A 15,220-nucleotide genomic window follows, 5' to 3' on the forward strand; every position below is an offset into this window, starting at 1 on the left:
TGTTGGTTAGGGCTAATTATCTTGATCAAAAAACACCCCGCTAACCGCAGCATTTTCACCCCTTACATGATTTACCCGGATTCTTATACTCCCTTTATAGTTAAATACCAGATACTTTCCTTTTTGGTAGTTTTTTATCAGCTGTACAGGAGCTATTAGATTGAGTGTTTTTGCATCAAACACCTCAACCGCCGATCGTCTTTCTTTATTATTCCAGTCCAAAAAATACAGCGCTACCTGATGCAGCTGGTCATCTTTTGCCTCAATATCCATTGTTATGGTTTGTTGCGTTGGATTAGGATCTTTGGTAACTATAGCCCCTAGATTTTGGTTTGCGTTTAAAGAATCACTCAATACGCTGTTATTAGCGGAAACCTCCAAATGAACATTTGCTTCGTTTCTTAAAGTTACTGATGAGATGTATGCGGGTAGTTTTTGTAAATGCTTTCCATTTCCAAGTTGATTAAACAACATAAACCCATCTTTCCCGTAGCTGTCCCTCCATTTTCCTGAAGTTAAACTATCCTGTTTAAAGGTATTAACAGGGTAATTCCATGGTAAATCATTACTTGCTTTAGGTTCTTTAACTTTATCATAAACAACTTTGTACTCGTATTTACCAGGCAGCAGATCACTTACATTTAAGTAGCCATTTTTGATTTGAATTGTTTTTGAAGAAGAGCTCGCTTTTACATTCCAGATAAGCTTTCCGTTCAGGTAAAGCGATTTTACTGTACTCCCGCCCAATGGAATTGCAAGCCGTTTGGCCTTTGTACCTTTAGGTATGGTAAGTTTAGTTAATCCGGTTTTAAGGTTAAAATTGGCAGAGATTATGCCTTGTAACGTTGGCGTACTTCCACTAACAAAAGAGATGGTATCGCCTAAATGTGGAATAATTTCGAACTCTTTAAATCCTGGCGCTAATGGCTTAATCCCCAACATTTCTTCAGACAACCATTTAACTACTCCGCTACTCCATGGGTGCGTTAAACTGGTATATCCACATTGATTATTAGGTGGGGCGTCATTTTGCTCAAGTATTGAATTCCAGCTTGGACGGTACACTTCAAAAAATGTGGTGCCTCCATACTTAATCTGGCCTCCCCAACAATCTTTAATTGAGCTTATTGCATCATTGTACTTTTGCATTTTTGCCATTGCCCCGATAATGAAATACTGGTTAAATGGAGAGTAAGACAAACGACTTACCCTATCGGTATAATTACTGTTATAAAACACCTCATTTTCTTTGGCTGTGGTAAATCCGGTATTGATGGCATCAGCCGATGCATGAAGTCCGAATTCATTAAGCCAGTTTTTACGTTTTCTTTGCTCATCGATTTTTTGAAGAGCATAATCCGTATATTTCTTTGCCAGATCTACTCTACCAATCTGATTCATTAAGCTTCCAAATTCAATCCATGAACGTATGCTAAGCATAGAATAAGCACGCTGTGATTCGGCAGTATTTGGGTTTTCGAAACCTGCGCCCAAACGCTCATCCCAACCAAAGAAACCCAACTTGGGCGATTGCCCATAATGCTGAAAAGCCAAGTCTAGTTTCTTACTGGCATTATCAATATATTTCTGGGCAAATTCAACATCACCTGTGTAATTTATATAGTCGACAAGGCTTAAAACCCAGTATAAAGAATAGCTAAAAATACCATTATTTAGATCAGCTGTATTTACAATATTGGCTTTTACAAAATCGTAATTTCCAAAAGCGACCATAGATGCCGCCTGCGATGGATAAGCATCTCCTGTCCAGGAATGGCGATCGCTTCGCTCCATTAATATCGCCCCAAAATAGTCCTTTTGAAGATTTAATTTAACGTTATACGCACCGGTATACCATATTTTGGTAAGTTCAGGATCGCTGCACGAAAAGCTTCCCTTGTAGTTTACAGGTTTAACCTGACAAACCAAACGAAGATTCTTTATATGCCATGCTCGTTGATGAGAAAGCACATTTATCCAACCAAATCTTACCCCTTCATAAAGCTCAGGGTTTAATTCCAATCGATATGTTTGGCCATGCTTAACAGGTTTTAGTGTTTTAACCGGATGCACCGCCCCACTATTTACAATTGATGGTTCATTGTATTCACTGATACTCATGGTTATACTGTCAATTAAATCTTCCGATTCAAATTCAAGCCAACCAGCATTCGTTTGTCCGAAATCGAAACGGATAGCTCCTATTCCATTTACCACAATGACATCATTTTGTTTAAACTCCTTCATATCGAAACTACCGGGAGCTGATGTTGTCCAGCTTAGGGGTTTTAGGTTATAGCTTTCCAGTCCATCAGACGCCTTAGGATTATCCCAACTGTAATTGAAAATAGGATCTGGAGAAAGTGGATTTAATGCTCCCCTCTTTGTTGCCGTAATTGGTGGGTAAATACTATTTTGTGCTAACACATATTGCCCAAAACTCTGGCAAAGCATCAAAAAAGCAACTGTAAAAAATACACGCGCAAAATAAATCATAGGAAGCAAGCCTCTTTAATTTGGTGAAATCTAATTTGGTTTGAAAACGAAGTTACACCTCATGGTTTAGAATATTATTGCCATTAACTAGCTATTCTTTACACTTTTTGGCATTGCCTAAAAATCCAGCAATAGATTATTTCGAGTATCGTAAAATTCACTTTATAAATCTGACAAAGAAATGTCCACAAAACACCTTTCTAACTAAAGATCAACAACTTATACTTTAAAAAACAACTATTTAAATACATTTGCTAAAATTCTGTTTGGAGATACGATGAAAGAGAGCATCTAACCTGGACAAACTTAGAACTTACTCAAAATAAAGAAAACAAGACATAAATTTTGAACAATTAAATAAACTAAAAAACACTATGAAAGTAGAATCAGCTATAAATTTTAGAGCTTACCAAGGAGGATTTTTCAAGACACTAATATCACCTACACAAACAGATGGCGATATGGCATTAATAGAAATGACCTTACCTCAAGGGGTAGAGCCGCCAAAACATAAACATACAAAAGAAGATGAAACCTTTTATCTGCTTGATGGAGAGATGACTTTTCAAATTGGAGATAAAGTAATCCATGCGCAACAAGGAGAAGCGATTTTTGCTCCTAGAATGGTTCCTCACCATTTTGTGATTAACACGAAATCTGCAAGATTTCTTACACTGATTACGCCAGGATATTTACACAACTATTTTTTAGAGTTCAGTCAACCACAAGAAGGAGAACCAACAATAGCTCGCCCTGAGGGCCCACCTCCTGCTCACTTAATCGCAAAAATGACAGAGCAACTTACTGAAAAATACAAGATCTCCTTTGCATAACGAGGTTTAGTAAACAACCACAAAAATGTATTGGAAAAGTTTAAAAGATAGTGTCCGAAAAGATTTGGACACTATCTCTTAATTACCATCCTTTAACAGCGCCGCCTTTAAATTCTTTTTCCGCAGCCTGAGCCACTTCATCAGACTGATACGCCTTTACAAAATTCTGTATCTCTGCTCTGTTTTTATCTTCTTCTCTAGTTACAATAATATTTACGTATGGAGATTTTTTATCTTCTACAAAAAGTCCATCACGTTCTGCAACTAATCCAACCGGGGTAGCAAAAGTGTTGTTGATAACTGCAATAGTAACATTCTGATCATCTAATGCTCTTGGCAATTGAGGCGCTTCTAGTTCAACAATTTTAAGCTGTTTTGGATTCCCTACTATATCATTTACTGTAGGCAATAAACCAACTCCATCTTTTAATTTCAACAGGTTAGCACTTTGCAACAACAACAGTGCTCTTCCACCATTTGTAGGATCATTAGGAATGATAATAGTACTACCATCCTTAAGCTCTTCGATCTTTTTAATCTTTCTTGAATAACCTGCAAGAGGGTATACAAAAGTGTTACCTACTATGGCAAATTTATAACCACGCTGCTTTGCCTGAACTTCTAAATAAGGGCCGGTCTGAAATGCATTTGCATCAATATCTCCCTGATGAAGCGCCTCATTAGGCATCACGTAATCATTAAACCTGATCAGCTCTACTTCTAATCCGAATTTCTCTTTAGCTACTTTTTGCGCAACCTGAGCAACAACGTATTCCGGGCCAGATTCAACTCCTACTTTAATATGATTTGGTATAGTTTTTTTTGAATTACCCCCGCAGCCAAATAAACTAACAGTGGCTATAATTGTAACTAATGCAAGTGCTTTAATTTCTATTTTCATAAGTTATTTTTAATAAGTTATTTTCTATGATCCACTTTTTTAGCGATAAAATCGCCGATAAACTGTATAAAGAATACCAGCGCTACAAGTGAAACCAATACGGTATTCATTACCGTTACATCATACCCTACATATCCGTATTGATATCCTATTTGGCCTAATCCACCGGCTCCAACAGCTCCTCCCATTGCCGAGTAACCAACAAGAGTAATCAAGGTAATAGAAGCCGTATTAATTAAAGATGGAAGTGCTTCTGGAAGCAAAACTTTGTAGACAATTTGAAAGGGAGTTGCACCCATAGCTCTTGCTGCCTCCACTAAGCCATGTGGAACCTCAATTAAGCTGTTCTCTACCATACGCGCAATAAACGGTGCAGCGCCAATACTTAATGGAACTAAAGCTGCTTCCACCCCTATTGAAGTACCAACCAGCATCCTGGTAAATGGGATCATCCAAACAATGAGTATAATAAATGGAATAGACCGGAAAACATTTACAGCAACTGACAACGTATTATTAAGTCCTCTGTTCTCTAACACCTGGCCTTTTCTGGTCAAAAATAGCATTACACCTGTTGGCAATCCAATCACAAAACCGAAAAAACCAGACACAAAGGTCATGATAATTGTTTCCCAAGCACCCTTAAATAGCATCAAAATCATAGACTCAGACATACCCCAACTCCTCCACTCTTATTTGTTTGTTATTATAAAATGCTAATGCCTTTTGATGATTTTCTTCTGTGCCCGAAACCTCAACTACCATTGCACCAAATTTAACGCCACCCGCATATTCAATTTGAGCATAAATAATATTGTTGTCGAGCTCGAATAAACGACTTACCTCAGATAAAACTGGGTCATCTGCAGATTGTCCTGTAAATTCTAATTTCAATAGAGGCTTTTTGTTTGCTTCTCTCTTTGCTGTTAGTCTTTCCAGATATTCTTCCGGAATATTAATCTTTAAAGATGATGCTATAAATTCTTTAGTAAGATCTGTTTTTGGGTGAGCAAAAATCTCACTCACGGATCCTTGTTCTATCAGTTCACCATCGCTAATAACTGCAACCTGATCGCAGATGTTCTTTACAACATCCATTTCATGCGTAATTAGCAAAATGGTGATGTTTAGCCGCTTATTAATATCCTTTAACAAATTAAGAATAGACTTAGTAGTCGCAGGATCAAGTGCACTGGTAGCCTCATCGCACAAAAGCACTTTAGGGTTACTGGCCAAAGTACGTGCAATAGCTACGCGTTGTTTTTGTCCGCCCGACAAATTTGCCGGATAATCATTATGCTTTTCTTCCAGGCCAACTAGTGCCAGCAACTCAGAAACTCTATTCTTAATTTCTTGCTTTGGTAATTTATCCAACTCCAAAGGGAAAGCTATATTCTCGGAAACTGTCCTAGAAGATAAAAGATTAAAATGCTGAAAAATCATTCCAATCTGTCTTCTTTCCTTAGCCAAATCAGTTGCTGACAAACCCATAAGATTCTGTCCATCAACAATAACTTCACCTGAAGTTGGTCTTTCCAACAGATTAACACAACGAATTAACGTGCTTTTACCGGCTCCTGAAGCCCCTATTACCCCAAATATCTTCCCTTTAGGCACGGTTAGTGACACCTTTGACAAGGCAATAATTTCCCTGTTTTTCTGGTGAAACTTCTTAGTTATATTTTTTAATTCAATCATTAAACTTCTCGCAGTTTAGAACTACCTTATTTAAACAAAATAAAGTTTGCTGCAAAAGTAAGAATAATCATTAATAGTCTAGTACGTTAATAGACTTTTACATTTAACACACCAATTCCATTAGAATGTTTCATCAATTAATTCTTTGTTTATGAAGGATCCAGATTTTGTACCAGCTGCAATTGCAACAGACACCGCACGAGCCATTGTCGTATTGTCTCCTGCTGCATAAATCCCCGGGATTGTAGTCCTTTGCAGATCATCAACCTGAATAAAGCCTTGTTCATTAATCTCACAACCAAGTTGCTCAGGTAATTCAGAATGCTGCTTAAATGTTATTTTAGCAAAAATTGCACTAACCTTTTGCTTACTCCCATCTTTAAAAACTATGTTCGTAACATAGCCCTCATGATGCTCAATTTCAGCAATCTGCGTTTCTATGATCTCGATATTGTGTTGCTTGATTTTATCTATTTGCTCTGGCTTTAGTGTAGATTTTCCGTTTGTAAACAGCGTAAGATCCTTAGTCCAGTTGCTAATTAATCGGGTAAATTCAAAAGCAATGTCCCCATTTACTATCAATCCAATTGACTCGTGCCTAACTTCGTATCCATGACAGTACGGACAGTGGAGAACAGAAATTCCCCAACATTCGGCAAAGCCTTTTATGTCTGGCATCTGATCACTTAAGCCTGTAGCAAACAACAATTTGCTTGCAGTAAATGATGCTCCACTTTGGGTGTTTATTACAAAACCGTTTTTTGTTTTTGAGCCACTAAGCACAACATCTTCGAGAAAAGATACCGTATTATACTTTAGTACCTGATCTTTTGCCGCCTCCGCTATCCGCTTAGGCGTTTGTCCATCTTGAGTTATAAAATTATGTGAATGTGGCGTTTGCCTATTGCACGGTTTTCCAGCATCGATAATTAAAACCTTCCTTAATGAGCGACCCAAAGCCATTCCGGCAGAAAGCCCTGCATAACTACCTCCAATTATGATTACATCAAATTCTTTATTGTCTTCCATCGTTGTTTATTTATGTATAAAAAATATACTGCTATTTATTGCAGACAAAATTAAACACAATACACAATAATGCAACACAGTTGCAAATAAAGAATGTTAGCGGAATCTCATTTTTTACCTAAGGTAATTAGTTTGAAGCGCTCTTTTTCAAAGACTTGCTTCCTAATATGTTATATCTGATAGCAAAAGCCTGCTGACTATCAATTACACCATCAACATAGTGGAAAGACAAAGTAAACTGCCCTTCAATACCCTTATATATTTTTGGTCTCCAGCTTAAATCTGTTCGGTTGTAGGTTTTAGCTGTATAAAATTGATCTCCAAGCATTATATGATGTCCTTCTCCCTTATAGAAAGAATTAGTGATACCAAACCTATGGTACTCAGCAAACATCTCTAACAACAATCCTTTTGGCGTTTTCCATCCACCTACACTGCGTTCACGCTCAAGTGACACTAAACCACCCGCGTTGATTGTTAATGAATCTAAGAACGTTTTATGACCAAAATCTAAACCTGCTTTAACTGTAATTGCGCCATTATCCTTGATGTGGTCACCAGGAATATCTATTGCAGGTCCGGCATCATGCAACATCATCGCATAATGAGAGATAAAGAACATGTCTTTTTTATATCTTCCAGATAATCCGAATATGAAATTTTCTCTGGCAGTTGCAGTCTGGCGGCTTGTCCAGTCAATAAATAATAACTGCTTCCAATTTTCATTTTCAAACTTAAGTAACATACCTTCTACGTTAGGCCTGTAGTAGCTTAAGGTGTCATTTAAAACGGCTCTCGGAAAATCAGAAAGTAATTCCCGTCTTGGAAACACCCCCATATTGAAGTTCCAATTTTGTTTAATGTACTGGTAATAAACTACGGGATCAATTTTATTGGTAAATTTTAAAGAACCGAATTCATGAAGCGCATTAAACCCCACTCTAATTCGATGAGTACTATCAAGTAACAATCCAATTTCAGGAGAAAATCTTACTCCAAATATAGTTTGAGAAAATCGGTTCGATCTGGCGTACTCTCTATTATCTGCAAAAGTGTGAATATTCAGATTACCTTCAACTTCTTGAGAATAAATGTTTGTTATTGCAGAGGTCAACAGAATAATAGTCAGTAGAATTTTAATTCTCATAGATTTGGGATATGGTTTTTAAAGTTTGTTTCAGTAACACCGGCAAATATTATATAAAATAGTCTTATTTTAAAACTTTCTTTTTTACCATAACACTAACGCGATAAACAAAGAAACAACAAACGGCAATTATTACTGAAACTACCAAACCTAGAATGCCATAATTTTCAAGCGGACTTGTACTACTTTTTTGAGTAACAATTAATCCGGCACATAAAGCGGCAATACCGCCAGCCATCTGTTGAAGCGAAGCATTTACACTCATAAAAGCACCCCTGTCTTTCATATCAGGTATACTCATTGTGAGTGTGGTTGCCGGAATCATTCTGCTCATAACCCCCATAAACAACACCATATTAATTACCACAACCTGCCAAAGTGGAATGGCTGCCAGGTTTGTATAAATCAAAATCATAACAATTGCCAGTGCAGATCCGGCCGTAAACAGCATAAACTTATCAACCTTATCACTTAGTTTTCCAATCAAAGGCATTACTATAATAGAAGCGATACCGGTAAACATGAATACCATTGGTAACTGATGTGGTGTAATTTTTATATTATTGATTAGAAATGCACTACTAAATGGCATCAACATAAAACCTCCTATGCTTAAAAAAGCGGTAGCGATGAAACCTGTTTGATAAGATTTGTTCGAAACCGCATGCCATAGATGCAAAAAAGCACTTTTATCAGATTGTAATGCAAGGTGCTTGTCTATTGGCTTAATCTTTACGATAATAAAGATTGCTACAATAACTGCCAAAGCAACTATCATTAAAAATGAAGAATGCCAGCCCCATAAATTGGCAAAATAAAGACCTACCGGAATACCTAAAACCTGACTTGCGGCAAAAGCCATCTGCACAAAGCCCATCACTCTGCCTCGCTGATTAAGCTCAAAAAGATCGGCCATAATTGTCATGGAAATTGCACCAATAACACCTCCAAATAATCCGGTTATTATTCTGGCTCCTAAGAGCATATAATAGCTGGTTGATAAGGCACAACCTAACGTACCTACAATAAATCCTATATAAAAGAACAGAAGTAGTTTCTTTCTATCAAACTTGTCTGCAAAACCAGCGGCCAGTATTCCTGATGCCCCTGCACTAAACGCATAAGATGAAACCACCAATCCAAAACCTTTTGGAGTGATTGCCAATGATTTCATTAAGTAGTCACCCAGAGGTGCAAGAACCATAAAATCAAGGACTATTGTAAATTGAAGTAAAGCCAATAAAGCAATTACTAATTTCTGGTAATTACTAAAGGGTAAAATTATATTGGTAGAGGGTTGTTCCATAAGTTTTTTTAATTAAATCAGTTCTTCGCATTGGTATCCATTTTTTGAAACCAGATGAATTACCTCTTCTAATTTCAATGCCGGAGAAACAATACGCAGCACGCAATCAACATCTTGTTGATCAATTGTCCATTGCTTGACGTTATGCTTTTCCATTACTTTGGCAATAAGACTTTTATCCTCAGCCGTCTGAATGTTTGTTTTAAAAAGCAGAATATCTTTAAAATCTGGTTCCATAGGTGTGTTATTTTTTCAGTGCCTTCAACACTAGCTCAAAAGTATCCCAAAGTACTTTATCTGTTAAAACGAAAGGTCTTCCGCCAATGCTTCTTCCATCAAAGTGAAACCTTACAAGATTATATAATGGAGCAAAAGCAATTGACCAATAAACTTCTAACTGCATCTCATTAATTTCGCCTTTCTTTATAGCATTATGCATGAATTTGCCAAGAGTTACTTTGAAATTACTCACTATTGTTCCATAAACTTCTTCCTGGTAAGTGGATGTTCTTAGCTGTTCAAGAAACTGAGAGGTTATTTTATTTTCGAGCATACATTTTGCTCTGTTTTTCCATTGTTGCTTTAAACCTATTTCAAAGGATACCTCCGGATCAAAATTCTCAAGCATAATATTACTCATTCGCTCGGCCTCTTCCTTTGCTATTTGCAAAATCAAGTCATCTTTATCTTTATAATAGATGTACAATGTAGCTACAGATATTTCGCACTCTTTAGCCAACTTATTCATCGTAAAACCCTCAAATCCTATCTTCACAAGCAGTTCCATTGCTTTCTGTTTCACCAGTTCTACTTTATTCAAATCTCTTGCTCTCATGCTGCTTTTCAATTTCAGGAACAAATATAAATGAATATTCATTTATTTATAAAATATATTTTAAAATACTGATATTACAGCATCCACTACTTTTAAAACATCCTATTTTAGCTTTTTTTAATATATTTAGAATCGATTTGGAAGATGCAGTAAAAATATGGACAAAGGGTTTTCTCGGAATGGCTACATAGAAATATTTAACAATAGTCCTCTGGCACAATTAATTATAAACACCGACAGCCCATCTTACACAATTCTGGAGGTAAATAAAGCGTACCTGCAATCAACAAATACCAAACGAGATGCATTAATTGGAAAATCTGTCTTTGCTGCGTTCCCTGCAAATCCTATTGACCATGAATCGAAAAATATAGAGCAAGCCATATTTTCTTTTAATGAGGCAATACGTACTAAAAAGCCTCATACGATAAGCAATTATCGTTATGACATTCCAATACCTGATACTACAAAGTTTGAAGAGCGCTACTGGACTACAGCCAACACCCCTATTTTGGATGATGATGGAAATGTGATGTTCCTAATTCATTCCCCAAGTAATGTTACAGAATTATTTAAGCTTCAGGAAAGAGAAAAAGCAGGAATCACCGATCAAGTCAACGCAAGACGCCAGCTAGAAGAAGCAGAAGAAAGGACCAGACTAGCTCTTGAGGCGGTCGATTTAGGCACATATGATCTTGATCTCATAAGTGGAGAAATGATTACCTCCATAAGATTTGCCAATATTTTTGGATTTGATCAGCCGGCTTGCCGAGCTGATTATGTTAAAGTTTTCCATCAGGACGATCTCAAAATAAGAACTGCAGGCCATAAAAAGGCACTCAAAAAAGGGATACTATTTTATGAAGCCAGGGTATTGTGGAAAGACCAATCAGTTCACTGGGTAAGAGTGGAGGGTAAAGTTTACTACAATACAAATGGAAATCCATACAGAATACTTGGCTCTTTGCTAGACATTACGGAAGAGAAAAAGAGTTTAGCGCAACAATTAAAATTAAAGAAAGCCCTTGCCGCTAGTGAGCATCTTTTAAAAAAGATTACTTCCGCCTCTCCTGCCTGTTTATTTATGTGCAATGAAAACGGAGCAATTACGTATGTTAATCAAACATGGGTAAACTGGACCGGTCTTTCTTATGATGAAAATATGCTTTCTGGATGGTTAGATGCAGTTTATATTGAAGATAGAAAAACAGCAATCACTCGATTTTTAGATACGCTTACAACCCACACACTTTATGGTATTGAATTCAGAATTAATCATGTAGACGGAACACTTCATTGGTGTGTAGCAAGCGGACAACCTCAATATCGAAGTGATGGAAGCTTTTCAGGTTACATAGGCTCATGCATTGATATCACTTTACAAAAGGAACTGCAACAACAAAAAGATGCATTTATTGGAATTGCAAGTCATGAATTAAAAACTCCTGTTACCAGTATAAAAGCCTACACGCAGGTAATGCAAAAGATGTTGCTAAAAAAAGGAGAAATGGTTGAGGCCAGGATGATGCGTAAAATGGACGGTCAGCTAGACCGCCTAACCAGTCTCATTAATGACCTTCTTGATGTTACAAAAATAAACTCAGGTAAATTACAGTTCAATGCCCAGGAGTTTAATCTTGAATTGTTAATCAGAGACCTAATTGAAGATCTTCAACGTACTACAGAAACTCATAGGCTTATTGAAAAATACAGTCCAACAGGAATAGTATTTGCCGACAAAGAAAGGATCGGACAGGTAGTTACAAACCTGATAACCAATGCCATTAAATATTCGCCAAATGCGAACGAAATCATAATATCAACCTCGTTAAAAGACCAAGAAGTAACTGTGCGTGTTGAAGATTTTGGAATAGGCATTTCAATAGATGATCAGAACAAAGTCTTCGAACAATTTTACAGGGCAAACGGTGAAATGCAACACACTTTTGCAGGGCTTGGTCTGGGGTTATATATTTCTTCTGAAATTATAAAGCGTGAAGGAGGAAAAATATGGGTAGAAAGCATTAAAGACAAAGGATCTACTTTCTGTTTCTGCATACCGGTTCAAAAAGAAGCTACTATAGATTCTCTTGAATAACAAACTATTTTAACAATTCAGAAACATTTTCAAGATTTAACTGTAGCTATATTAACTAACCAACTTAAACTCTGAAATCATGAAAACTAGAAATTTACTGCCTGCCATATTGCTCTGTGCACTTATTTTTAACGCATGCCGAAATACAGACAATAGCACCACTGATCCTTTAGCTGATTCCTCTATAGCACAAACAATGACTGATACAATGGCTGTAAACCGCGGTGAAGGAATGCAGTTCTTTTTAGAAAACGCAGCTATTAGAGGTAACATTGAGGTAGAAATGGGAAAACTAGCTGAATCAAAATCGACCAATCCCAGAGTTAAAAAATTTGCAGCCCGCATGGTTAAAGAACATACCAAAACAAACATTAATCTACAGAAACTGGCTGACAAGAAAAAAATAAAAATCCCTATTACTATTCCTATAGCAGATCAAAACCATCTAAATGAAATAGCAAAACTCCCAGGTGCTGAATTTGACAAACACTACATGGAAATGGTGGTAAAAGATCATGTAAAAACTCTTGATTTATTTAAATCGGCAACAACATCAGGAGATATAGATGTAAGAAGGTTTGCAGCCAAAACTCTTCGTATGGTAGAAAACCATTATAAAGTAGCAACAGATTTAAGTTTTGACTTAAACTAAAAATAGAGAGCTGCTGGCTCCCTATTTTTAGTTATCTTATTATCGAAGTGTATTAAAAACTACCTAGTTCAAGAATATCTCATCAATAAATAACCAGGCCGGCTCACCTTTGCCAGGATGCCATTGTGGTAGCTTCTTAAAGTTTTTACCCACTATTTTTACACAAGAAACATTGTGAGGTTCAAACTTTGCATCTAGCTTCATCAGTGCATTACCTTCATCTTTGGCTGGCATTTGATTCTTTATCACCTTCAATAAACGAAGACTTTTTTTATCTGCACCGCCCCAAATTTCTACTTCCTGAGGAAGCAAAACATAGGCAGGTACCTGCCTCATCACATTAAGGGTAACTGACTTTAAAGGTATTGGTTGGTTAAAGAACATGATGATCTCCATATTATTTTCTCTAAAACCAATCCATTTTCCAGTATTAACATCGTTATCACCAAGCTGATTATCTATCAACACCTTTGTTCCATTAGACTTATATTTCTCATTTGGCGGTAATAAAAAGGCCATGCTATCAGGCTTGTAATTACTTTGATAGAAATTATAACTGATTGCATCGCTGCTGTACCAGCCAACTTTATATGCTTTTGCTTTTAAAGTTGTAGTCTCTTTAATTATTATTTCCTTATTGTACAATGGAGATTTAAGACTATCGGGCTCCGAACCGTCGGTAGTATACCTGATTTGCACACCATTTACAGGATGCTTAACCTGAAGCGATAATGAACTTTTAAAAATAGAAACATCAGTACTTAAACGAGGCTGATTTAATTTAACAGGACTCTTTCCGTCGTCCTTAAATCCACCTATAACTACCAATCCTTTACCCATCTTTTGTAACTGAGCAATCTCAGCTACACTTAATCCCGTATTCCACAAGGTTAATTCCCTAAGGTTTTTCATACCTGCAAGTTGTTTAACCGAATTGAAATTGACCTTAGTTCCTGATAGCGATAACGCTTTTAAAAAGTTCAGAGATTTTAAATACTTAAGCCCATCGCCCTTAATATCTGTAAAGTTTAAGTTTAGTCTACGCAGATTTGCAAACTCCCCTATTGTCTTTAACTCTTCATCCTTAACAGGTAAATTATTTAGATTTAATGATACAATCTGCTTTTTAATAGGTGATAATTCTTTTATAGCTTCAGGTTTGTAAACACTTCTATTGTATATGTTTACTTCTAATGCCGGCGATATTTTATCTAAAGGATAAACAACACGATAATTGTTGTTTAATTTCTGAACCGTTGCTTCATCAGCAGATGAAAAATCATAGTTTTCCTCAGCAGACGCTACGGGGCCTAACAAACTAGCTGCAAGCACTCTTAGCGAATCGTTTGCCGGCAGATCTAAAACTTTCTTCTTTAAATCAGCATTACCTTTAATCCATAGTGCTAAAATAGCGGTTTCTTCATCAGTTAACTGAGATTTACTCTTAGGTGGCATGTGCTTTTTATCATCAACAGGAAGGTGTATTCTTTCCAATAGCAAGCTTATCTCCGGTTTTCCAGGTACAAATAATTTACCAGTCTTTCCTCCCTTAAGCATCGACTTAGCATCGGTCAGAATTAAGCTACCTTTTGCCTTATCCAAATTATGACAGCTTAAACACTTCTCATTAAATATGGGCATAATCACGTCATCAAAAACTATGGCCTTATCAACTGGTACTTTTTCTTTCGCAGGTGTAACTGCTGCCAGAACAAAATTATCTCCATGTGTTAATGAAGCTCCGTAATGACCAGTAAGAATTAAACATAAAACGGTAATAACAGCTCCAATTTTAGCAATTGGTGCTTTATACCACAAGGAATTTCTAGACCAATAGATAATTGAAGATATAAAAACGATGCTTACTCCAGTCCACTTATGCCATTCTAATGTACTACCACTATATCCTTCTTCTTTAGATAAAAACAGCCCCATAATAACCGTTACCGCAGATAATAAAACTCCAGTTAACAATAATCCGGTGGTGAAATTCTGATATAGCTTTTCTCCTGTATACGATTCCTTAAAACGAAAGAATTCGAGCAGCATGGCCAGCATTAACAATACAATTGGAAAATGCAGCACCATTGGATGCAACCGACCTAATGGCTGTAACCAATAGGGTACAGCAATCTTGTCGCCAAATACCAATAAAAAGACAATAAAAATGTTTAACGCAAATAATGCATTTTCTGTAAAACCCTTAAGCGTAATCTTCATAGAAA

At 36.6% G+C, this 15,220-nt stretch carries 13 protein-coding genes; 3 read left to right on the plus strand and 10 right to left on the minus strand.

Features of this window, described 5'->3' with window-relative positions; translation table 11 throughout:
• Positions 1-12 precede the first annotated feature (12 nt).
• Positions 13-2,496 (minus strand): alpha-L-rhamnosidase C-terminal domain-containing protein, encoded by a 2,484-nt coding sequence (locus J1905_RS00195; protein ID WP_214225074.1) that lies wholly within the window; start codon positions 2,494-2,496, stop codon positions 13-15.
• A 374-nt stretch (positions 2,497-2,870) separates the two neighbouring features.
• Here J1905_RS00195 and J1905_RS00200 point away from each other — a divergent pair, with 374 nt between their 5' ends.
• Positions 2,871-3,329 carry a cupin domain-containing protein gene (locus tag J1905_RS00200; protein WP_214225075.1) on the plus strand — a complete coding sequence of 153 codons (459 nt, stop codon included), beginning with the start codon at positions 2,871-2,873 and terminating at the stop codon, positions 3,327-3,329.
• 82 nt (positions 3,330-3,411) lie between these two features.
• Here the strand turns inward: J1905_RS00200 and metQ are convergent, their stop codons facing one another.
• The 8 genes from metQ to J1905_RS00240 all read right to left on the minus strand — a co-directional run bounded on the left by metQ (position 3,412) and on the right by J1905_RS00240 (position 10,287).
• Positions 3,412-4,230: a methionine ABC transporter substrate-binding lipoprotein MetQ gene (gene metQ, locus J1905_RS00205; protein WP_214225076.1), complete on the minus strand. Its 819-nt coding sequence runs from the start codon at positions 4,228-4,230 to the stop codon at positions 3,412-3,414.
• Positions 4,231-4,247: 17 nt separating this feature from the next.
• Entirely contained in the window at positions 4,248-4,883 is a 636-nt protein-coding gene (locus J1905_RS00210; protein ID WP_502928683.1) for a methionine ABC transporter permease MetI, read from the minus strand.
• A 13-nt stretch (positions 4,884-4,896) separates the two neighbouring features.
• Positions 4,897-5,928 (minus strand): methionine ABC transporter ATP-binding protein MetN, encoded by a 1,032-nt coding sequence (gene metN / locus J1905_RS00215; protein ID WP_214225078.1) that lies wholly within the window; start codon positions 5,926-5,928, stop codon positions 4,897-4,899.
• A gap of 120 nt (positions 5,929-6,048) precedes the next feature.
• Positions 6,049-6,957 (minus strand): NAD(P)/FAD-dependent oxidoreductase, encoded by a 909-nt coding sequence (locus J1905_RS00220; protein ID WP_214225079.1) that lies wholly within the window; start codon positions 6,955-6,957, stop codon positions 6,049-6,051.
• A 127-nt stretch (positions 6,958-7,084) separates the two neighbouring features.
• Entirely contained in the window at positions 7,085-8,104 is a 1,020-nt protein-coding gene (locus tag J1905_RS00225) for a lipid A deacylase (protein WP_214225080.1), read from the minus strand.
• Positions 8,105-8,168: 64 nt separating this feature from the next.
• On the minus strand, positions 8,169-9,410 hold the full coding sequence (locus tag J1905_RS00230; RefSeq protein WP_214225081.1) for an MFS transporter: 1,242 nt from the start codon (positions 9,408-9,410) through the stop codon (positions 8,169-8,171).
• A 12-nt stretch (positions 9,411-9,422) separates the two neighbouring features.
• On the minus strand, positions 9,423-9,647 hold the full coding sequence (locus J1905_RS00235; RefSeq protein WP_214225082.1) for a hypothetical protein: 225 nt from the start codon (positions 9,645-9,647) through the stop codon (positions 9,423-9,425).
• A gap of 7 nt (positions 9,648-9,654) precedes the next feature.
• Positions 9,655-10,287, minus strand: a complete 633-nt coding sequence (locus J1905_RS00240; RefSeq protein WP_250317943.1) for a TetR/AcrR family transcriptional regulator — start codon at positions 10,285-10,287, stop codon at positions 9,655-9,657.
• Positions 10,288-10,402: 115 nt separating this feature from the next.
• On the opposite strand from J1905_RS00240, the gene J1905_RS00245 reads away from it, so the two are divergent.
• Together J1905_RS00245 and J1905_RS00250 are read left to right on the plus strand one after the other, a co-directional pair.
• Positions 10,403-12,343 (plus strand): PAS domain-containing sensor histidine kinase, encoded by a 1,941-nt coding sequence (locus J1905_RS00245; RefSeq protein ID WP_214225083.1) that lies wholly within the window; start codon positions 10,403-10,405, stop codon positions 12,341-12,343.
• 79 nt (positions 12,344-12,422) lie between these two features.
• Positions 12,423-12,995, plus strand: a complete 573-nt coding sequence (locus tag J1905_RS00250; RefSeq protein WP_214225084.1) for a DUF4142 domain-containing protein — start codon at positions 12,423-12,425, stop codon at positions 12,993-12,995.
• 63 nt (positions 12,996-13,058) lie between these two features.
• On the opposite strand, the gene J1905_RS00255 is transcribed toward J1905_RS00250, so the two are convergent.
• On the minus strand, positions 13,059-15,215 hold the full coding sequence (locus J1905_RS00255) for a c-type cytochrome domain-containing protein (RefSeq protein ID WP_214225085.1): 2,157 nt from the start codon (positions 15,213-15,215) through the stop codon (positions 13,059-13,061).
• Positions 15,216-15,220 lie beyond the last annotated feature (5 nt).

Origin of the sequence: Pedobacter sp. B4-66 (assembly GCF_018492665.1) — a bacterium.
Taxonomy (GTDB): Bacteria; Bacteroidota; Bacteroidia; order Sphingobacteriales; family Sphingobacteriaceae; genus Pedobacter.